Here is a 20,650-nt window from a genome sequence, read left to right as displayed (position 1 = left end):
ATGCCAATCATTCCTACTCCAGCGAATTTTCCTGAATTCCCCCGCCTTTACGGTACTGCACAGGGGACACACCCATGGTCTTTTTAAAAGCGGTGCTAAAATAGTGCTGACTGTCGTAACCCGTACGTTCTGCTATATCATAGATAGACAACGTCGTGGAATCCAGTAGCTGCACTGCTTTACGGATACGGGCACGCGTGACGAGGGTCACGAAACTGTCGTTGAGCTCCTTTTTGAGCACACGGCTGAGATATACGGCGGATACCTGTAGCCGCGAGGCAAGGGCTTCCAGCGTCAACTCCCGATCGGCGTAGCCTTCCTGAATAAGCTGCCGAGCACGGCGTACGATGGGAGACAGCTGCGATTCGCCATACACCCGATCCCGACACATCCGGTACGCATCCATTGCGCCTTCCAGCCCACCCGCGTTGGATTCCACATGCGTATGAACCGCTATATTCAGGTAGCGTCCAATCGCCTGCTCTATGGAAGCGCCAATCGTCTCGGGTGCCTCCTGCCACAGGCATATGCCGATCAGCCCGTTCGCATCGCGGAACAACACATGTGGCAGGTCCTCCAGCAGTTCGCCAATAATATTTTCAGAGGCAAAAAGAAACAACTGGCGGTCATTCTCGCGCATAATCGTCTGCCGGGCCTCTGCCGCAGGCCACCGTACGACACCGATCTGAGCAGGCGGCCGCGATGGAAGCCGTAAAAACGCCAATTGCTCCATGACGTCTTTTCCCGTGTGTTGCCCTTCCAGCCATTCCAGGCAAAACCGCTGGCGCAGCAGCGGAATATTCCGTTCAATCTGTCCGGCGGCTTGTTCTACATAGGCGGCTCGTTTGTGCTCTTCGTCCATTCGCTGACGAAGCCGCAACAACGCAGCATGAAGCTGATCCGCATCTACCGGCTTTAAAATATAATCCTCCACGCCAAGTCGGACAGCCTCCTGCGCATAAGCAAATTCATCATGCCCGGAAATGATCAGACAACGGCATTCCGGACGCTCTTCCCGCAGCCGCCGAATCAGTTCAATCCCGTCCATGAACGGCATATTCATATCGACCAGCACGATGTCGATACTAAGCTGACCCACTAGTTCCAGCGCTTCTTCTCCGTCCTCCGCCTCTGCTGCAACTTCCATAGCCAAAGCCGCCCAGTCTATGCAATCCCGTATCCCCTCTCGGATGATCGGCTCATCATCTGCGATCAATACTTGGTAACGTTTTGCTGTGCCTATGGTCACTTCTGTTATGGCCTGGTCAATCAGACTCGCCGTTGTCGAGTTGTCTGTGGCCTTTGATTTCGTCATCCTGACCCTCTCCTTTTTCATAAGGCTTCTTCAGTTGTGCCATATCCAGCAGCAACGGATGAGTGATCGTAACGCAGGTACCTGTCCCTTCTGTGCTCTCCAGTACAATTCCATATTCCTCACCAAAAGACAGCCGGATACGCGCTTGTACATTCAGCATGCCATAGCTTCTGCCATGGGTACTAACTCCCTTTTGCTGCTGCTTTCCTTCCATCGCCTCCAGGGGTATTTCCAGCCATTCACGCAGTTCACGCAGACGGTCCGCCGTCATCCCTGCGCCATCGTCACGTACCGTCAGCAGCAGCTTGTCGCCCTCAGCTTTAGCTTCTATCCAAATCGTGCCTGGGCCACGTCTGGCCTTGATGCCGTGATAAATCGCATTTTCCACTACAGGCTGAAGCATTAACTTCAACACGAACAGATCCTTTAGCTCGTCGGGTACATTCAATTCCCAGCGAAGTCGGTCACGATAGCGGGTTTGCTGGATTTGCATATAGCTAGATATATGCTCAATCTCGGAGCGCAGCGGAATAAAGTCATCTCCCTTGCTCAGCCCGAGACGGAACAATCTCGATAGCGCCCCCACCATGTCGGACACGTCGTCCGCACCATTTCTTCGGGCCATCCAATGAATCGTATCTAGCGTATTGTATAGAAAATGGGGCTTAATATGCTCCTGAAGGCTGCGCAGCTCGGCATCCCGTTTTTGCCGTTCTCTCAGTTCGCTAAGTGACATGAGACGGCGAATTTGCTCCAGCATCCGGTTAAAGCTCCGCCCCAGCATTCCGACTTCATCCCCACGGTCACTCCATTGGCGAACTGTAAGATCCCCTGTCTCTGCCGTCCGCATATAGGACATCAGCCGGAAAATTGGCTGCGCAATGGAACTCGACAATCGCAAGGATGCCGTTAAGCCAAATAGACATACAATGAAAACAAAACAGACGACATAGAACTGAATTTGCCGCACTTCCAGTGTAGATTCGCGTGCCGGGAATACCCCTACTGTTCTCCAGCCCGTGAATTCGGAAGCCCTGAACATGAACAGCAATTCTCTGCCCCCAGCTTCACGGGTAAACATCCCGCTGTCACCTGCCCCGAACCATTGCGGTGGAATGCGCTCAATCAAAGGCATATCCGGCCTGTACACGCTGCGTCCCTCAGCATCTGTCACCATTAAATAGCCACTTTTGCCCAAGGTTACATCTCTGGCGGCCTGCGACACAGCCCGTAGCTTGAGGTCAATCATTATCGCGCCTAGCACGCGTCCGGTTTCCGAATCCGTAACCGAACGAACGACGGAGACAATTTCACTGTCCTTGTACCGGACATGAGTGGTCACATTACGGTGGCTCGGCTGTCCTAGCACAGTGAATATGCCTGCATGCTGCGCCGCCTGTTGGTACCAATCTTCTTCCGTCAGGCTACGCGTGCTTCGAGCATACATTTCGTTGCTGATATAGTCGCCTTTTTCGTTCACGATCAGAATCGCTGCAATTTCAGGATATAACGTAGTATAGCCCTGCAAAAATTGCTTCATTTTATACAGCGTATCCTGCTCCTGTACAGAACTTAATGCCTGCTTGGAGCTGAGAGCCTGATTTTGCGCCGAGTTCTGAGTCTGCTCCCCCTGGTTTTCCGGTGTTATTACACTCGCATGACCCGCGTGGCCGTCAGCCAGCGTCTCCCCTTTCCAGAACTCCCCGATATCGGGGTTAAAAGCAATCAGATACGTCATGTTCTGCAAATTTTCCATTTTGGTGTCCAGTGCTTCATTTACCTTGCCAATCAACTGCATCGTATGGTCTTCCACCTGCCGCTCAATAATCCGTTCCACCGTCCAATTGACCAGCAGACCTAATCCCAGCGAAGGTACAATGCCAAACAACAGGAACAACAGCATGAGTTGATAGCGTAAGGGCATATTGCGCAAGCGTAACCGCGGCATCATGTGGTGCACTCCTAGCTGGATACGCTTCCAAAATTTATTTCGCATAATAATCATCTACATTCGCCTGGGTGACAACAGAGATTCCAGTGTCTACCCGCACGGGCAGCGGAGTGTTGTCTCCGGTGGAAGAAGGCGCAGGAGTCGTCAAATGATGATGCAGATGGAACAGATATTGAAGCGACCAATAGCCCATATTCCATGTTCCCTGGGCAATTGTTGCCGAGATTGTGCCACCACGAATCATATCCAATGTCGCTTTATTCGTATCAAAAGAAATGATTTTCAGCGGGTGGCTGTTTTTTTGACTCAGTACCGCTTCACCTACACCTGTTCCTCCCGTTGCTTCGGTCACAAAAATGCCCGCCAGTTTCGGATAAGCTTTCATCAGCCTTTGCGACTCATCCCGGGAGACCATCGCGTCTGCGCGGCCATCCGCTACTTCCACCACCTTCATGGCAGGATACTGCCGCTGTATGGTATCGCGAAAGCCACGCAAGCGTTCCTCATGATTTTGCTGACCGGGTAGCGTCAAAACAGCGACTTGACCTTCTCGTCCCAACAGCTCTGCCATTTTGTCCGCAGCGGTCACGCCCGCCTTATAATTATCCGTGCCCAAAAAAGAATACGCCCGACTCCCCGGCGCTTCGGCATCAAACAGTACCACAGGAATGCCCGCATCCAGCGCCTTATTAATTACCGGAATCAGAGAGTGAGGATCAATCGCTGATATGGCAATCCCTGCGGGCTTACGAGCAATCGCCTGCTCAATAACTGTCGTCTGCTCCTGTGCATCATAACGGGTAGCTCCCCGATACTCCACAGTCACTCCCAAAGCATCTCCTGCATCCTCGAAACCCTTGAGCCCGCTTTTCCAATACTCCAAGCCAGACTGGAAGGTAATCATCATATAGGTTTCTCCGATGCTGCCTCGTAGCCCCTTATCTTCCCAAGTACCATTCAACGGGCCAGTTTGTTCATACCTGAACACATAGAGAGCAAAGGCCGCAATCAACAGCATATATACCAGCAGCGTTTTTTTCATCCTTCCTCCCTCTTCCTGTGTGTATCCTTAAGTTATAAATTCACTTTAATTTATTCTGGTTTCACTTAGATTGTAAACGCAATCATATTAAATTGGAACTACTTCACTCTTCTTACTTTCAGGTGGCGTTAATCCTGCACTAATGTTTCTACGTTACAATACCTACAATTGCGCTAGGAAAAACATGTGCGTATCTTGAGGAAAAGGAGTGATATGGATGAGCAAGCCGCGTATCGCGGAGTGGACAGAACTACGGGGCCTCGCCTACCTCGCTGTCGTGCTTCAGCATTGCATTGGCGAATATATTTATCGCAGCGACATCCAACAGCCAGATTCTGTGATGCTCGCGATGCTGTATCATTTGACACGTTTTGGCACACCGACGTTCGTTTTCCTGTCTGCGGCGCTGCTTTTTTATAATGGTAACAAACCGATTGGCTACCCTCGCTATATTGGCAGGCGGTTTCGAGATATTTATGTTCCTTTCCTCTGCTGGACGGTTATTTATTGGGTATGTACTCAAAACTGGTCAACGGCGCAGTGGGGAAATATTTATTTTTACAAAGGTATGTTCGAGGAAATGATCATCCCCGTCAGCGGATATCATCTATGGTTTGTAGTGATGATCTTTCAGTTTTATATTTTGTTTCCTTTATTTTCAAAAGCAGCCGGGCAGGTTCAAGCGTTTCTACGCCGTTACAGCACGAAAAGACGCAAACAGCTTGTTTTGGCTGTTATGCTGATTGCCGCTGTGGCTTACGCTTTGTTGTTACAATGGTCCTACTATGACATGTCTGCATGGAGCACTGGGTTGCCGTCCTTTTGGCAGACTCTGTTAGATTACCGCACTTATAACTTTGTTATGTATTTTTTCTATTTTATGCTGGGCGCAGTGTGCGCCTATATGACGGACACCTGGCGGGGATTGGCCCAACAGACGTTACCGTGGAATGTATTTGTCTTTATTGGTCTATTCATGCTTATGGGTCACACAATGCTGATCCAGTCGGGTGATACGATCAATCTCAATATTTCTACTTATTTGAAACCAAGCACCTTCGTGCTGATTGTCTCGCAGTTGCTTTTGTTGTATGGACTGCTGCTTCATTTGCAAAAAGATACGCGATCCGAGCCGTTTCGCCGTATGCTGAACTGGATCGGACGCTATTCCTTCGGAGGATATCTGGCCCATGCGCTCGTGCTGTCCTTCATATCCTACTACACCCGCCCGCTTGCACTGGGTGATCATCATTTTACAGCTACGCTCATTACGTTTGTCGTCGTGGCAAGTATTTCTCTGGGCATCAGCTGGCTCTTTGCCCATCTGCCCGGCGGCAACTGGATTGTTGGCTCCAAAGGCAGACAGCGGTTGAACTGGCATTCGTTTCGTTTCCAGTTCCTTTCCTCTAAGCGCGCTTCCAAAAGCACGCAGGAGCTTGGCTAAACTTGTGCGTCTGTGTTTCAGCATGGGGTTATAAATCCAATGGACTTTGGCAGGGCTCTCTTATGGAGCTCTGCTTTTTTGTTGCCTTAGTATGCTGCCCCCAAAAAAGTGATTAACATTTTATGACATGAATATGTATTTTATTTTAAAATAAGTCATTATATAGAATAATAATAAACATTACGTGGGAGAAGTCACAGTTTTGCATAAAGAGAAAGGGGAGGATGGACTGAACATAACATCGTCGTTGTTAATGATCTGATCCAAAACATGGTGAGGCTGCTTTCTGGTCTGATACATACGGTTGTACTGATTAATCAGTTCATCCAAAAGCATAGACTGTTCAAGTACACAAGCATGTCCGAAGCCATACTCTGCGTAAAGATCATGCAAGTGTTGTCTGGCGTGTTCCATTTGTTGAATTAACGTTTCCGTTTTATCCCTGTTCATCCTGCATACCTCCTATTGAATCTTATTTTAAGGAGGGATGTCCAACTACTTAAGAACCTTTTTTGAATCAAAAAATTACAAAATAATACAAAAAAAGACCAGCAATAAGCTGGTCCAGGGTAATAAATTAGTGCTTGGTCAAGATCCACCAACGTGTCCTTGTGTTTGGATTGTGTCATGGCTTAGATTTCCAGCCTGGGCTGGTACTGTGAATACCAGTAAAAAGCTAGTTACCGTCAAGCAGAAAGCCATCCTTTTGATCATTTCTCTCCCACACCTCCTCATAAATAGATTGGAACTGAGCATGTGTTTCAGGAGCCGCATGTGTTTTGAAATGAGAAAATAGTCCAAAACAATTGGCAATAAGTAGTACGTGGTTAATTGTAACAGCTTTTTCAAAAGCGTTTATTAAACAATTGAAACCATATGGATATCTGCCTTTATTTAGGCTGTACTTAGCCATCTTGTACCAAAATCGCACGTATTCTTCAGGTAAAACTTGTTGTGTATACATGTCAGAAGATAACGGCTCCTGATACGCTGCAATTTGGGATTCAAAACGCTTAAGGATATGGTCTACATCTACATTGTACCGATTAGCCACTTCAATGACGTTTATTAATTCGGAAAAAATCTCTTTTTCGGCAGCCATATGTTCTACGTAATCCGGCAGAACACTGATGTCCCCGGACATAAGTCTATTGACGTACGTATTAATTTTCGCCCATTGCAGATACTGCTTCTTCCAATAGAGAGACTCGGAATCTTGTTCCTTCACCCAACTTAGATCGGCATAACCTCGAATATGTTCTAATGCCTGTTCATGATCGCCTTTTGCATCACAAGCATTAGCACACAGCAACTCGGCGTAAACTATGTATACAAACAGCGGCCTGCTTAGCCTTTTTCGCGGCTCTGTTCCTTTACGCTTGGAGTTATGAACCAAATTATATTGGATCTGTCCTAATTGACCCATCTGATGGGCAAATTCATACACCTTGTCCCACATACTTAATGATCTGTACACGTTCGCCAAATCTTTTAATGCATCTAATTGCTCTATCTCGTCTAAACGATCCACAAAAGGAGCAAATTCAATGGCAGCTTGAAGATTTACAGCTCTATCTTGTCCAATATTGATTTGGAACAAACGATACTGGCAGACCGCCAATCGCTCTGAATGCTGCTGCTTCTCACTTTCAGCCACCTTTTTGTAAAGGTATGCCGCTGCTTCGTTGTAACCGTCTTTGTATACATTTTCGGCAACTTCAAAGAGCGATGGCGGATAATTAGGATTATCCAATAACATAATTACAACTCGCTGCAAGCAGTCGAGTCGTCCTAGTTCAATGCATCGGTACAGAAAAGGGCTTATTTTTTTCCAGTTTAGCGGATATTCTTCAATGGATTCTTCAATATAACGTTCGTAAAAATAATCCGGTGGTAAATTCATTCCCGCAGTAATACTATCCAGTTGATGAACAGAAATAGATCGGTTACCAGTCACAATGCTACTAACTGTACCTACATTCAAATCAATCGTATGACCAAACTTGGTCATCGTTAAGCCTTTTCGTTTCAGATAGGTTTGAATTTCTGCCTGTATCGTAGGTGTGATTTCCATGGACAAACCACCCTTTCAGCATTTTCATAGAATTTCAATTTCAATTTCAATAAACAATGTAGTTTGGAAACTAATGGTATAATTATTGATTTTCTTTCACGATAATACCATCTTTTGGAACAAACATAAATGCTTTTACTTTATTGATTTTTATATTTTTTTTAGGAGATCATTGGATGTTGGACAATGGAAGGAGAAGATCACTTGAAAAATACAGGTATGACACGTCCCTTGGATACGTTAGGCCGGATTGTTATTCCTAAGGAGATGCGAACCTCTATGGGGATTCAAGCTGGTGAATCTTTAGAATTTTATTTGGATGTTGAAACAGGATTATTGAGCATGCGAAAGTATATAGGAGTCTGCTGTCATTTATGCTATTCGGTTCAGGATTTAAGCTATTTCAGGGGTTCATTTTTATGTAAAAAATGCATAAACGATCTGAAGGGAAACATAGGTGTGAGTCAAATGCCTGTTCCTGTTATTAAGGAACCTGCGTGCAAAGAAAAAAGTGTACATCGGTTGTCTTCACAATATTTGGTTGAGAAGCTAAGAAGACTCATGCGCGAGCATCCAAACGCCAAGCAAGGCGAATATGCTGAACGGCTCGGCGTATCCCAAGGCCGTATTTCCCAGCTTAAAAAGCTATTATAGGTATCGCTCAACTCATATTCTAGCAAAGCTAAATAACCAGTCGCTGGTTGATTTCGTGCGACTGGTTATTTAAACTTCTAAGCCTATATTTGCTGTAAATTATGGAATTAAACCTATCAAAGTGGTATATTGACTCAAAGCTAAAAACTAATGTTGAAGTAGGTGTATAAATGAAATCACACGTTCTAATTTATGATGGTTATGTGAGTTTTGAGATTATGCTAGCAACCTATTTTATGAAAACCAAAGGGGACATTGTTACGATTGGGGTAACCAAAGACCCTGTAATTTCCTATGAGGATTTTAAAGTTACGCCTTCGGTAGCCCTTGATGAAGTGTCTGCTGAGGATATTCAACTCCTAATTATACCTGGTGGAGATAACACCCCATTAAAGACGAACAAGCAGCTTCTAGCTCTAATTAATACATTGAATAATGATCATAAAGTGATAGCGACCATTTGTTCTGCCACTGAACTACTGGAGATAGCAGGTGTCTCCTATAAAAATCCTGTGAATCATCCAACGGGTCTGGAGATACACAAGAATATCATTACGGCTAAACCAAATCAGTATGTGGACTTTGCAATTGAAATAGGCAAGGTGATGAACATTTATACTGATGATGAAGATTTAAAAGAAACCATTGATTTTTTTAAGCTCTTTAAAGATAATTGACTCTTCTGCTCTCCCACAACAATCACTTTATATATGGTGATATTTAGGATACTATAGTGAGGGAATTAGCATACATAAGAGGGGTAATTAAAATGAATGACAAATTAAAGGGGCTATTAGTGGGCTTAACCATTGGTATGATGATTACTGGTGCAACCGCAATGGCTGCATCTGGAACAAGCGTAAATGCTGTTGTGAAAAAGTTTGATGTATTTTTAGAGGGGACAAAAAAGAACACTGCCGATGGCTTGATTTACAACGGAAACACGTATATCTCTGTTAAAGATATTGGGATTGCAGAAAGCAGACAAATCAGCCTCATTGATAATAAACTGTATTTAGGTAAACAGCAAAAGATGATTACAGAAAATCAAGCACTCCATATTCTTTCTGATAAAATAAAAAAGGATGCTGTTAAATATAATTTAAACTTAATGGTTGAAGGTTTGGAAGGAACTAAATATTGTATAAGAGTTTACGAAGATTTCCCTGATCACATTGCAACTTATGGATTCTATTATGTAGATAAACACACCAGTAAAGTAACTAAATATGACATAGCACAAGATAAGGAAGTAGAAATTTAAGGATGGGTTTCCCCCATCCTTTTTTTACTCCTCGACTTATTCAAGAGCAGATATACCACGGTATCCCCGGCTAACGCTTCAATTGAGCTTCATTCGAAGCGCCGGACTTACGATCGAATGTAATCGGGCCTTTACGGTTCACAAGCCGTTTCAAGTCCACGGTCATTTCATTCTTCAACTTATCAATAAGCTGATCTTCTTGGATGCCTTTGCTTTTAGCAACCTCGGCCAACGACTTCCCTTGTCCCAGCTCTTTCTCTAACTGGACAGGAGTGATGCCCAGCAGCTTGGCTACTTTCTCGTTGAGATGGTGATTCAAGCCGCCAGGCCTTTTGCCGTGCCTATGTCTGTGAACATGCCCGTGTTCGTCCTGTGGTTCAGCATTCCATTGGCGGGCTGCCCCTTGGATAGAGGCGTTGGAGGTGATTGCTTGCAACGAATTACCCGGTTCCGTCCCGGAAGCTCCAGCTGCACCCGCAGTGCCATACATCATCACTCCTCCATACAGGATAGCAGCGGTCAGTTTCCATTGTTTTTTCATGTTGCAGACCCTTCTTTCATCCTTTTTAAAATAATATTTTCTTTTCCCGCTATTTTTATTCATATTTTCGCCTGTTAAGTAACCATAAGACGGGAAAAAAGAAATTATGAACATTGCTATCACAATTACACCCAACCTTCGATCTACACGCGCTCCTTGGGAACCCTATCCTGTAGAGTGAGCAAGAATGAATAACTATACTTTCTACAATATAACTTGAAATTTTCCAAGTTATATATTAAGGAAAATATGATAAAATAAAATTGTAAACGTTTACATTTTTATTTTTGGAAAGACATGTTGCATTAAGCTACTACAGAATGCACTGCATCATAGTGAGGCTACAGGAGGAAAGTCCAATGAAACAAAAAAATAAGGTTATTTTTATGGACATCCAAACGCACGAGCAAAACCATATCGGTCAGCGAGCACTTCAAAAAGTGGGAAGACATGGACAAGATGTATGAATATTTACTTACTGTAGAGGGATACCAAAACAGTCGGAGTGCCAATGTAACTAGTAATACAATTACGATTGGCGGCAATAATGGCACCAGAAACCAAGAGATCGAGCTCGTTGTAACAGCCGATGACGGGACATGGGATGCTTATATTAACTATTTGGAGATCGACTAAAATTTCAAATCTAGTAAAGAGTTGAATCGGTTCGGAGTATCGGAACATCCATACTATATTAAAATAGCTAGGAGGTAGACCCATGTTTATAGCTAAAGCAGGAAAATGGACGGCGATTATGTCAATCACCTTGTCTTTATTCACAGGCTCGCTGGTGATCTCGAGCAACCAGGCGCTTGCGGCTGATTGCTCGAGCGGTTATGTAGCGTTAACCTTCGACGATGGTCCCAATCCCTCTAACACCAAAGCGCTGCTTAGTGCTCTGAAGCAAAACGGTTTACGCGCGACGCTCTTTAATCTTGGACAAAACGCGCAGAATAATCCTTCGCTTGTACGTGACCAGCAAGCAGCAGGCATGTGGATCGGTAATCATTCATGGTCACATCCGCATATGACACAACTGAGCACATCGCAGATGTCATCGGAAATTACACGCACGCAGCAAACGATACAGTCCATTACTGGCACGGCACCAAAGTTGTTCCGTCCTCCGTATGGCGAGACCAACGCAACCCTCAAATCCATTGAGACCCAAAACGGTCTTACCGAAGTATTGTGGAACGTTGACTCCCAAGACTGGAACGGCGCCTCCACCGCACAGATCGTAGCTGCTGCGGGCAAACTTAAAAACGGCGATGTGATCCTGATGCATGATCAGTACCAGACTACACTCCAAGCTATTCCACAAATTGCACAGAACCTCAAAAATCGTAACCTTTGCTCTGGTATGATCTCACCAAGCAATGGCCGGGCGGTAGCGCCTGATGGCGGAAACGGCGAAACGCCGCCAAACAAAGGCACAAAAGTGGAGGCAGAGAATATGACCAAAGGCGGTCAGTATACTTCAAATATCAGCTCGCCGTTCAACGGAGTGGCTTTATACTCCAACAATGATTCAGTGAAATTCACACAGAATTTTACCAGCGGCACCCATAGTTTTTCACTCCGTGGTGCTTCAAATAATTCCAACATGGCCAAAGTTGACTTGAAAATTGGTGGACAAACGAAGGGTACCTTCTACTACGGCGGGAACAGTCCTGCGGTCTATACTTTAAACAATGTCAGCCATGGAACCGGAAATCAAGAGATTGAGCTTGTTGTAACAGCCGATAATGGGACATGGGATGCTTATATTGACTATTTAGAGATCATCTAATTTAAAAAAAACAAAATCCCGGCGGGATCTTCCCAACCGGGATTTTTGTCGATATCCTTTTTACAACATTCTCAATGTAAAAATAACAAAATCTTGAAAATTGCAATCTGTTGTATAATGGCGGGTAACAACTAGAAGTCGCTATAAAAATATTCATAAGAGATGCAGGTGATGGCGATGGAATGGTATTTTGCATACAAAGACGAATTGGAAAAAGTATTTCGTCAAGCGGAGGAACGGACGTCCACGTTTCCAGCTCCCTTTCAGCAAGAGGGTTTGGACTATCTGGCGCGTTTTAATCCGTTGCGGGAAGACAGCACGCGTAATTACATATGCTATTTGCTTCCATTTTGGCTGCAAGAACTCACAGGACTGCCCCCCGAAACATGCCGCAGGCTGTCACTTGGCAACGTGTTCGTCATGGCTCACTATTTAATTCAAGACGATGTGATGGACACAGCAGCAGACAACCGTAAAACGCAACTCGCTTTAAGTCAACTATTCTATACCGAGTGTCTAAGCGTATATCGGGACCTTTTTCCGGCAACCTCTCCTTTTTGGTCATATGCCCGAACGTATGTTGATGAATGGGCCGTTAGTGTGATATCCGAAGGAACAGAGGACTATTTTCAAGGAGAAAAAAATAAGGTCGCGCTGAAAGCAAGTCCATTAAAAATGGCCGGAACGGGTGCTTTGCTGCTCGCAGGCCGTGCTGATCTGATTCAAAACATTACAAATATGACGGACTTGGTACTACTCGTGCTTCAAATGTCGGATGATTGGGCGGATTGGTCAGAAGATTTGGTCGAACATAGCTATAACTGTCTTTTGTCCCATATCAGTGCCGAGCAAAAGACGGCTTACTGTGAAGGATTGGGACCCAAACAGATTCAGGAAGCGATTTATGTACGCGGTGCGCTTGCCAGCTATGTGAACATTGCCGATCAAGCAGTCCAACAGTTAGAGACCCTGGAGCCTTCTATCCACGGCCTACATAGCTTTGCACATTCTATCGCAGCTGAGCTGGGCGAAGTGGCGGCAGAAATTGAAGGCGGACGCTCGCATTTGAGAAGAGGCGGACTTGACTACTGGCTCTCCAAAAATATGAAATAATGCTAGATTTTTCTGAGCCCTTCGTGGTATACTGACTAGGTAAATATAACCAATTGAATGAGAGGGTGATTTTTGATGGCTACTGAAGTTCTTCAAACACAAGTCATTCAAAAAGCTTGGGAGGATGCCAGTTTCAGAGAGAAACTGATGACTGATCCCAAATCTGCAATTCGTGATGTGTTAGGAGTCGTGATCCCCGATCATATCCAAATCAAAACATTAGAAGAAACGCCTGATCAGTTTTTTCTGGTAATTCCTCCAGACCCCTCCGGCGTGCTCGCTGCATCCCAGAAACCTCGCTCAATGTGGTAGAATGATTGTTAATGCTTATTTAATCTAGATTCCTTAACCTCATAGGGGTGGGCTCAGCAAGCTTCCCTCCGTTTTCTCCGAACGCAAAAAAGCCGGATATTATCCGGCTACGGGGAAGCGGATGGTCGCTTCTGTTCCCACCCCTTTTGCACTTGTAAAAGTTATTTTTCCATTCATCGTTTCAATAATCCGAAAAGTCACCATCATTCCTAAACCCGTGCCTTTTGTCTTATTCGAAAAATAAGGCTCACCTAGTCTGGATAAAGTCTGAGCATCCATCCCTTCACCATTATCCCGAATATGAATGACAGCTTCTCCGTTATCCACATAAGCCCATATATGAATAAGCCCCTGGTCTCGCAGCGCTTCAATACTGTTTTTGATGATATTGATGAACGCCTGCTTGAACTTGGAGGAATTCCCGCGTACTTTGATTTCCTGGGGAATATCCAGCGAAATTTTTCCACCTTGCAAATTAGCCATTGGACTGATGATTCCTTCAATATGCTTGAATTCGTCCAATATGGTCAACGTTTTGGTTTGGTCAAATTCTGGCTTGGCAAAGGTCAGAAAATCAGTAATAATCGCGGAAGCTCGATCCAGCTCCTCCAGAGCGATATGTAGATAGTCTTTGTTCTTACCATCCTCCTGCTTGCTCATCAACTGAAGAAATCCACGTGTAACTTGAAGGGGATTACGTACCTCATGAGCTACAGATGCAGCCAGATCGCTAATAATCTCCATTTTCTCCGAACGTTGAAGCTCATTATTGAACATTTCCAGTTCTCTGGAATACCGAACCACCTGCTTGTGCTTTTCTGCCAGTCTTCTGCCCAAAATCGCGATCAACGCCAGTACAAAACCGAACACGCCCCATTTCCACAAAAACATATTGTAGTGTCCGTCCAGAATGAAAAACCAGCTCAGTTCCCCGATAGAGATGACTGCAAAAAATGCAAAGCCTGTCGATAAGATGATCGCTTCGTGATCACCCTTAAGTGCCATGCGAACCGAAGCAAATACCAGCAGTATCATTAAGGCGACGAGTAATATACCCAGAATGACTACACTAAAAAAATAATATATGTTGTTCAACCGCTCCTGTGCTCCTAAATTCACAATCATCATGGTAAAGCAGAACAAAGAGTAGGCGGTTAACAACTTTCTGAATTTGCGAATCAGTATAATCGAATTGATGTTTTGCTCAAAAAAGAAGGCTAATGAGGGCAGCAGAATAAATAGTGCCACATCAAAAAGTTGTAAGTACAGCTTGCCATAGCCGCGATAGAATGTATACAAGAATGGTGAATACGTTACGATCATCAGACCAATAGACAATACAATCGCACTTAGAGACAGCCACATGGCCATACTCGGACGGAACAGAAAAAACGAGCAGATCAGCAGCACCAGGGCGATAAAGATAAACGTACTGCCCAGTACAATATCTAAAACATCCATTCTGACCAAGGTCCCCAACAAATCACGATAATCACCGGTCATCACATTACCGATGATGCCCAGTCTTTTCTTACTGCTTTCCGTCCATATGTATAATGTTTTACCGCTGTCTTCCGGCTTCAGCGGAATCAGAATACGATTATTCTCATAATTGTACCCACGGTAGGATTCGTAAAAATTGGTCCCATCCTTATACAGCGTAATATGCCTGCCATAAATATTTTCAAAAAGGATCGCTGGCGTTTCATCATTTAGCGAAGGTAACTTAATACGAATCCAGGCGGAGCCTATATTGCCGGGCTGCCTAAGCAGTTGTGTATCATCTTCAATATGCATCCAGATCTTGCTGGGATTCTTTACCTCATCTAAAGAGCCATCCTCGTCTACCTCTCCCCATCTCATATCCCAGGAGGGTATTTTATAATCCCCTTCCGGGGTCATTTTGGCCGCATAGGCGGAGTGACCCAGCGACAACAGCATCACAATGACCGCTAGCAGGGCGGCGACAGCTTTGGGCACATGCCTCATATTAAGCACCTCAAAGTTACATAGTAGGATTTACAAGTTTGTATACGTTTTAACATTTTTTACGTCCTGAAATTATATTATTCTATACGATGATGTGCATACCTTCTTCACAAGAAGGATATCATGTTCTTTTTACTCATTTTTTGTAAAATCTTCATATTGATTAATGATCATTTCCTGTTCGCGCCGCTCTTTCTGCTCTCTAAGCTCCAACCATGGTTCACAATCTTCATCTTCATAGATCGTCCAAATATCGGAAAATAAATAATCGCGTATTTCTACTATTTTTCCGGCCTGTCCGCCATCTGTCCAGTATAAGCCTTCCGGGCGTCGAATGAGGGTGCGGGAAAATCCCGGGGTAGATGCCTTTTGTCCTACGCGGATACGACTAATCATCGGACCAAACATGTACCATTCCAATTCATATCCCTCCCTATCTTCTTTATCATATCACAGCAGTTACCAAAAAAACGCTAATAGAGAATGGGCATCTCCCTATTCGCATGATTTTAACTTCCTACAGACACACTAACTGAAGGTTTAGCCGTTCCGCTGTTTGGGTAAGGTCGGAATAAGCAACAAAAAGTAAAGGAGCTGAGCAACATGGCAAATCGTGACGATCGAACTACTGAGCTACATGACAATGATTTTGAGCCTTCTCTGCAAAATGCAGAAACCAACTGGGAGAATCTGACCGAAGGGCCGGATACTCCTCTGGAGGACGTACCAGATGCCGATGAACTGACACCGAACAGTCCCGTTGATCCTTCTGCTCCTGCCGAATTCCTGCATGGTACCGATTTGCTGAATGGTACCGATGGGGATGAAGAAGATCAACTGGAAAGCGACGATATGCTGGATTAACCACTTCATTTTATCGAGTGAAAGAAAACGGTTACCCATTCTGCTATGCGGGTAATGTAGTGTATAACAGAAAGGAGTTGACTGATCTCCTATGTATAAAGATCCGATGTCTCAGGCCGATATGGAATACAAACGGTATAAAGCCTTGAATCCTGTGGAAGCAGACGACCGTAGGACTGCGGACAAGACGAATACGGACGATACCTCGACCGAAGATAACCCACGAGGAGTCGCATCTGCGAATCCCGAACCCAGGGATCAAGGAAAATAAAAGGGCAGCAATTCAAGGGCAAAAACTTGAACCTGATAATCAGGGCTTGCCTTCTGCACCTACTTTGTTTAAAATAAGGTCAAATCTTTTGAATACCATGAACAAAGACATCGACGGAGACAAGTAAACGTCTAATGGATTCCCACAGAAAGGTACGAATTGCTGAGAGCGTACCGCAATCCCGCGTTGAAATTCACTCCCGAGTCGAGCCTTGAACCGACAGAAGGATTCATTCCTTTGTCCGAGTAGAGGTTTCCGGAAGCCCCCGTTACGGGCATCAAGCTCAGAAGTTACTGCTGTCGACTGAACGACGTTGACGATTCGTATGTATACTTCTGTAATTAGGGTGGTACCACGGCATTCGTCCCTTGCGGCGAGTGCCTTTTTGTGTTATTTTCTGCAAAAAAGTCCATGGACTGACAGAAAAAACAAATTAAATTCGGGAAGGGTGTAGTACTGTATGTCTACAAATGAAAATTCTTTGGAGCTGCTGCGTGAACAACTCGATGCTACAAATTTGCAATTGCTGGAGCTGCTGTCCCAACGCGCTGAACTGGCCGGACAACTTGGAAAATTGAAGGAAGCTCAAGGGGTACCTGACTTTGATCCGGTACGTGAGCAACAAATGCTGGACAAGCTGATCGCGGCTAACCGTGGGCCTTTTGACGATGCTACGATTCGCCAACTGTTCAAAAATATTTTCAAGGCTTCTTTGAACTATCAAAAAGAAGAACACAAAAAACATCTGATCGTCAGCCGCAAAAATCAACCAGATAGCACAATTATTAAGGTTAAAGATACGCTGGTAGGCGGCAAAGCCTCCATCATGGTCGCAGGTCCATGCTCGGTGGAAAGCTACCAGCAAACTCGTGAAGTAGGTGCGGCTCTCAAGGAAGCCGGTGTGCCGATTCTTCGTGGTGGCGCGTTTAAACCACGTACGTCTCCGTACGATTTCCAAGGACTGGGCGTGGAAGGACTGCAAATTCTCAAACGTGTAGGTGATGAGTTCGGACTGGCTACAATCAGTGAAATCGTCGATCCAAGACATTTGGAGGAAGCGATCCAATACATCGACATTATTCAAATTGGTGCGCGTAACATGCACAACTTTGAATTGCTCAAAGCTGCGGGTGAAACAAGAACTCCGGTTCTGCTCAAACGCGGACTGGCTGCAACAATGGAAGAGTTCCTTCATGCTGCTGAATACATCGTTTCCCGTGGTAACACGCAAGTCATGCTGATTGAACGCGGTATCCGTACGTACGAAAAATGGACGCGTAACACGCTGGATATTTCCGCTGTTCCGATTTTGAAAAAGGAAAGTCATCTGCCTGTATTGGTGGACGTGACTCACTCGACAGGCCGTAAGGACATCCTGGCCCCTTGCGCCAAAGCTGCCCTGGCTGCTGGAGCCGACGGTATCATGGTGGAGGTCCATCCGAACCCGGCAGTCGCTTTGTCCGATGCTCAGCAACAGCTGAACATTCCTGAGTTCCACAACTTCCTATCTGAAGTCAAAGAATCCGGTTTATTCAAAGCGTAAAACTAATTTTATGCTGGGACTTGTAAACCGCTTTCATTTTCTCAGACATTGATGTAAAATCGAATCAGGATTGTGACTGATCATGCAGGCAAAACCTAAATGTATATATGCTCAACTATTGTTGAGACATATATATGTTTAGGTTTTTTTATGCCTAAATCTTGAATAAAAAGAATACTTACATGGTCATAATCCTAAAAAACATCATAGGAGCGTTCAGAGTGGGGAACAAAAATGAGAGAAAGTAAACACGATTGACTTGCAAGGTAGTGATACGAATGCAGTTAGTTTCACAGTTCCCGCAGATGCTAAGTCAGGGAATACGCTTCATATCATTGCAGAAGTACAGGACAATGAAAAACATCCTTTAAAGCATTATCAACGTGTGATTGTAACCGTAAAATAATAGAACACAACATCCAATAAAATTAGGCTCATGGAATAACACTCCATGGGCCTGTTTATTTTTGCACATCGGACCTCAGACAATCTCTATACACGTTTCATGCTTTTTTCAGTCAAAGGAATATAATATCCTTTGCCATTCGGACCCATAGCAAATTTATTGCGGAGATGGATTAGATTAGGGCCGAATTTCTCTTCTAATTGTTCACGGAACTCATATAGGATTTCCATGATATAAATATCATGAATAATCACTTCCGTAATCGGCATCACCAGACCCGGATGCAACGTCCATGCAGCGCGGCTGTCATCACCAAGTGAAAGTATGCCAGCAACGACCTCCCGGTCGTCTACGCTAAGTACAATCCACCGACCACCAATTTCAGACGTAATCTCCTCACTCATATCATGGCGGTAAACAGTAGCGAAATCAAAGTTAAGCTCCCCATACGCTACAATGATCACTTCAATTCCTTGTTGAGCGACTTGCCCTAAGGAATCTCGGAACACCTCGGCATCCTCTTTCCAAATCTCCAATAAAATCCGGTGTTTTGCTCCCTTTACCCCTTCATTTATGCGATTGATAATGGCTTCATACCCCGAAATATTCCAAATATTTTCTCTGTTTTGAAATGATGCTGTGTACTGCTCCAAACTCTCTTGCGCCACATTGAAAATCTGCTCTGCTTTGCGTTTTCTCTGGGCAATCAATTCATGTGGCGGAAGCGGCACATACAGAGGCGTATTTTCTTGACTGACCATGATGTCCCCACGGTTGACCATTCCAGACAAAACCTCGTAAATTTTGGATCTCGGTACCCCGGAATTCAATGAAACGGCGTATCCCGAAAGCGGAGAGCTTTCCAATAAGGTCACATAAGCCTTGGCTTCATATTCACTAAAATTCAAATCCCGTAGAATTTCTAATATATTTGGTTTTGGTTTCATGACGTCTTCTCCTCAATTCGTGTTCATCCTTACTATATCACTTCCCCTTGACAAAAACTGATATACACACTATCTTTTTAGTAACGTTTTTATAGTAGTCACTATAGTAGCAACTATTGTATTTCACAGGGGATTACCTCAGGGAGGATTTAACTTGAACAAAGTCATAGCTCATCACAGCGAAAGCAACAGGATTTACTACGGTTCTACGATCCTGGCCCTATTGATCTGGAGTACATCGTTTATTGCCACCAAAGCAGCCTACACGACGTTCCCCCCGCTTACCTTGGGTCTATCCAGATTTATTATAGCTTCCGTAGTGCTAGGTATCGTTTTGCTGATTAAAAAAGAACATGTCAAAGTAAAGCCAAAGGATTTGGCTACGATTTCGTTTAGTGGTGTTTTGGGAATCACTTTATATTTTTCAATGGAGAATATAGGGGTTAGCCTGACTACCGCTTCCAACGCAGCATTGATTGTTGCATCATATCCCGCAATTACGTCGCTGCTTGAGCTTATTTTGTATAAAGTGAAAATATCCAAATATAAAATTTGCGGCATAGCACTGGCCATGATCGGGGTATATTTCTTGACTTCAGTTGGCGAAAGTTCGGATAGTAAGAATCAACTCATCGGAAATTTAATATTAATCGGGACGGGTTTTGCGTGGGCGTTTTACACTTTCATGACGCGTAAGGTTGTGGACAAATATCCACCCGTGACGTTATCTTTTTACCAAACCGTTGCAGGGAGTATCTTTTTTATACCGTTGGCTCTATTAGAAAAGGATCGTTGGCAGGTTCCAACAACAGGATCGTTTATGTTGTTAGTATATCTGGGTGTATTCTGCTCCGTTATCGCGTTTTTGCTTTATAATTACGGATTAATCAAGCTGTCACCGAGCAGTTCCGTTTCTCTGATGAATTTGGTTCCGATATTTGGAGTCTTATTTTCTGTGTTGCTTTTGCAAGAAACGATTACATGGCGCCAAATCATCGGCGGTTTGGTCGTTATTATCGGTGTTTTACTAAGTGCCCATCAAACAAACCGTACCTAAAATGATAGATTGCGCACTAGTTAGAAAAGTTAAGACAAGCATCGTTGTTATAATTATCAGCGCTACAATAC

19 protein-coding genes, 3 pseudogenes and 1 other annotated feature are annotated in these 20,650 nt (G+C 44.5%); of the genes and pseudogenes, 13 read left to right on the top strand and 9 right to left on the bottom strand.

All coding sequences use genetic code 11. The annotated features are described in order from the left end of the window. Positions 1 to 13 precede the first annotated feature (13 nt). Genes NSQ57_RS05695 through NSQ57_RS05685 form a run of 3 tightly spaced genes read right to left on the bottom strand, consistent with a single transcriptional unit; the run spans position 14 to position 4,308 of the window. Complete coding sequence (locus NSQ57_RS05695; protein WP_342425759.1) at positions 14 to 1,315, bottom strand: response regulator; 1,302 nt, start codon at positions 1,313 to 1,315, stop codon at positions 14 to 16. Then, positions 1,266 to 3,266, bottom strand: coding sequence for a sensor histidine kinase (locus tag NSQ57_RS05690; protein WP_342425758.1), 2,001 nt, complete (start codon positions 3,264 to 3,266; stop codon positions 1,266 to 1,268). Before NSQ57_RS05690 ends, NSQ57_RS05695 begins: the two co-directional genes overlap by 50 nt. Before the next feature lie 34 nt (positions 3,267 to 3,300). After that, complete coding sequence (locus tag NSQ57_RS05685) at positions 3,301 to 4,308, bottom strand: substrate-binding domain-containing protein (protein ID WP_165144527.1); 1,008 nt, start codon at positions 4,306 to 4,308, stop codon at positions 3,301 to 3,303. A gap of 217 nt (positions 4,309 to 4,525) precedes the next feature. Between NSQ57_RS05685 and NSQ57_RS05680 the strand changes: the two genes are divergently transcribed. Continuing rightward, positions 4,526 to 5,752, top strand: a complete 1,227-nt coding sequence (locus tag NSQ57_RS05680) for an acyltransferase (protein ID WP_342425757.1) — start codon at positions 4,526 to 4,528, stop codon at positions 5,750 to 5,752. Positions 5,753 to 6,019: 267 nt separating this feature from the next. Here the strand turns inward: NSQ57_RS05680 and NSQ57_RS05675 are convergent. Together NSQ57_RS05675 and NSQ57_RS05670 are read right to left on the bottom strand one after the other, a co-directional pair. After that, a pseudogene (locus NSQ57_RS05675) lies at positions 6,020 to 6,202 on the bottom strand (aspartyl-phosphate phosphatase Spo0E family protein); the annotation flags it as partial. 226 nt (positions 6,203 to 6,428) lie between these two features. After that, complete coding sequence (locus NSQ57_RS05670) at positions 6,429 to 7,826, bottom strand: helix-turn-helix transcriptional regulator (protein WP_342425756.1); 1,398 nt, start codon at positions 7,824 to 7,826, stop codon at positions 6,429 to 6,431. 186 nt (positions 7,827 to 8,012) lie between these two features. On the opposite strand from NSQ57_RS05670, the gene NSQ57_RS05665 reads away from it, so the two are divergent. From NSQ57_RS05665 to NSQ57_RS05655, 3 genes are all read left to right on the top strand, one after another. Beyond that, positions 8,013 to 8,480 carry an AbrB/MazE/SpoVT family DNA-binding domain-containing protein gene (locus NSQ57_RS05665; protein WP_342425755.1) on the top strand — a complete coding sequence of 156 codons (468 nt, stop codon included), beginning with the start codon at positions 8,013 to 8,015 and terminating at the stop codon, positions 8,478 to 8,480. Positions 8,481 to 8,650: 170 nt separating this feature from the next. Beyond that, positions 8,651 to 9,157 carry a DJ-1/PfpI family protein gene (locus NSQ57_RS05660; RefSeq protein ID WP_209950033.1) on the top strand — a complete coding sequence of 169 codons (507 nt, stop codon included), beginning with the start codon at positions 8,651 to 8,653 and terminating at the stop codon, positions 9,155 to 9,157. A 92-nt stretch (positions 9,158 to 9,249) separates the two neighbouring features. After that, complete coding sequence (locus tag NSQ57_RS05655) at positions 9,250 to 9,744, top strand: hypothetical protein (RefSeq protein WP_165144512.1); 495 nt, start codon at positions 9,250 to 9,252, stop codon at positions 9,742 to 9,744. A gap of 70 nt (positions 9,745 to 9,814) precedes the next feature. Here NSQ57_RS05655 and NSQ57_RS05650 read toward each other — a convergent pair whose 3' ends face one another. Continuing rightward, on the bottom strand, positions 9,815 to 10,285 hold the full coding sequence (locus NSQ57_RS05650) for a hypothetical protein (RefSeq protein WP_029516120.1): 471 nt from the start codon (positions 10,283 to 10,285) through the stop codon (positions 9,815 to 9,817). 393 nt (positions 10,286 to 10,678) lie between these two features. Between NSQ57_RS05650 and NSQ57_RS05645 the strand changes: the two are divergent. The 4 genes and pseudogenes from NSQ57_RS05645 to NSQ57_RS05630 all read left to right on the top strand — a co-directional run. Next, positions 10,679 to 10,921 (top strand): annotated as a pseudogene (locus tag NSQ57_RS05645) (hypothetical protein); the annotation flags it as partial. Positions 10,922 to 11,003: 82 nt separating this feature from the next. After that, positions 11,004 to 12,077: a polysaccharide deacetylase family protein gene (locus tag NSQ57_RS05640; RefSeq protein WP_029516119.1), complete on the top strand. Its 1,074-nt coding sequence runs from the start codon at positions 11,004 to 11,006 to the stop codon at positions 12,075 to 12,077. Positions 12,078 to 12,254: 177 nt separating this feature from the next. After that, positions 12,255 to 13,190, top strand: a complete 936-nt coding sequence (locus NSQ57_RS05635; RefSeq protein ID WP_342426118.1) for a hypothetical protein — start codon at positions 12,255 to 12,257, stop codon at positions 13,188 to 13,190. A 75-nt stretch (positions 13,191 to 13,265) separates the two neighbouring features. After that, positions 13,266 to 13,502 (top strand): NHLP leader peptide family RiPP precursor, encoded by a 237-nt coding sequence (locus NSQ57_RS05630; RefSeq protein ID WP_013309068.1) that lies wholly within the window; start codon positions 13,266 to 13,268, stop codon positions 13,500 to 13,502. 99 nt (positions 13,503 to 13,601) lie between these two features. Here the strand turns inward: NSQ57_RS05630 and NSQ57_RS05625 are convergent, their stop codons facing one another. Beyond that, a complete protein-coding gene (locus NSQ57_RS05625; RefSeq protein ID WP_029516117.1) occupies positions 13,602 to 15,491 on the bottom strand; it encodes a sensor histidine kinase in 1,890 nt (629 codons plus the stop codon). A 132-nt stretch (positions 15,492 to 15,623) separates the two neighbouring features. Then, the gene (locus NSQ57_RS05620) at positions 15,624 to 15,911 is read right to left on the bottom strand and encodes a hypothetical protein (protein WP_029516116.1); all 288 of its coding nucleotides are present in this window, start codon (positions 15,909 to 15,911) and stop codon (positions 15,624 to 15,626) included. Positions 15,912 to 16,094: 183 nt separating this feature from the next. On the opposite strand from NSQ57_RS05620, the gene NSQ57_RS05615 reads away from it, so the two are divergent. From NSQ57_RS05615 to NSQ57_RS05600, 4 genes and pseudogenes are all read left to right on the top strand, one after another. Further along, entirely contained in the window at positions 16,095 to 16,355 is a 261-nt protein-coding gene (locus NSQ57_RS05615) for a hypothetical protein (protein ID WP_029516115.1), read from the top strand. 91 nt (positions 16,356 to 16,446) lie between these two features. Further along, positions 16,447 to 16,626, top strand: coding sequence for a hypothetical protein (locus NSQ57_RS05610; protein WP_029516114.1), 180 nt, complete (start codon positions 16,447 to 16,449; stop codon positions 16,624 to 16,626). Positions 16,627 to 16,727: 101 nt separating this feature from the next. Beyond that, positions 16,728 to 16,998 (top strand) — a binding site (T-box leader). Between the two features lie 88 nt (positions 16,999 to 17,086). Next, the gene (locus NSQ57_RS05605; RefSeq protein WP_029516113.1) at positions 17,087 to 18,169 is read left to right on the top strand and encodes a bifunctional 3-deoxy-7-phosphoheptulonate synthase/chorismate mutase; all 1,083 of its coding nucleotides are present in this window, start codon (positions 17,087 to 17,089) and stop codon (positions 18,167 to 18,169) included. Between the two features lie 238 nt (positions 18,170 to 18,407). Next, positions 18,408 to 18,575: pseudogene (locus tag NSQ57_RS05600) on the top strand (hypothetical protein); the annotation flags it as partial. Between the two features lie 86 nt (positions 18,576 to 18,661). Here the strand turns inward: NSQ57_RS05600 and NSQ57_RS05595 are convergent. Continuing rightward, the gene (locus tag NSQ57_RS05595) at positions 18,662 to 19,522 is read right to left on the bottom strand and encodes a TrmB family transcriptional regulator (protein ID WP_342425754.1); all 861 of its coding nucleotides are present in this window, start codon (positions 19,520 to 19,522) and stop codon (positions 18,662 to 18,664) included. A 154-nt stretch (positions 19,523 to 19,676) separates the two neighbouring features. Here NSQ57_RS05595 and NSQ57_RS05590 point away from each other — a divergent pair, with 154 nt between their 5' ends. Further along, positions 19,677 to 20,579 (top strand): EamA family transporter, encoded by a 903-nt coding sequence (locus NSQ57_RS05590; RefSeq protein ID WP_029516111.1) that lies wholly within the window; start codon positions 19,677 to 19,679, stop codon positions 20,577 to 20,579. Positions 20,580 to 20,650: the final 71 nt, after the last annotated feature.

The sequence above is a fragment of the Paenibacillus sp. FSL L8-0502 genome (genome assembly GCF_038593055.1).
Lineage (GTDB): Bacteria > Bacillota > Bacilli > Paenibacillales > Paenibacillaceae > Paenibacillus > Paenibacillus polymyxa_D.
The sequence above is the reverse complement of the archived record's forward strand: the minus strand, read 5'-3'. Positions and strand labels throughout refer to the sequence as shown.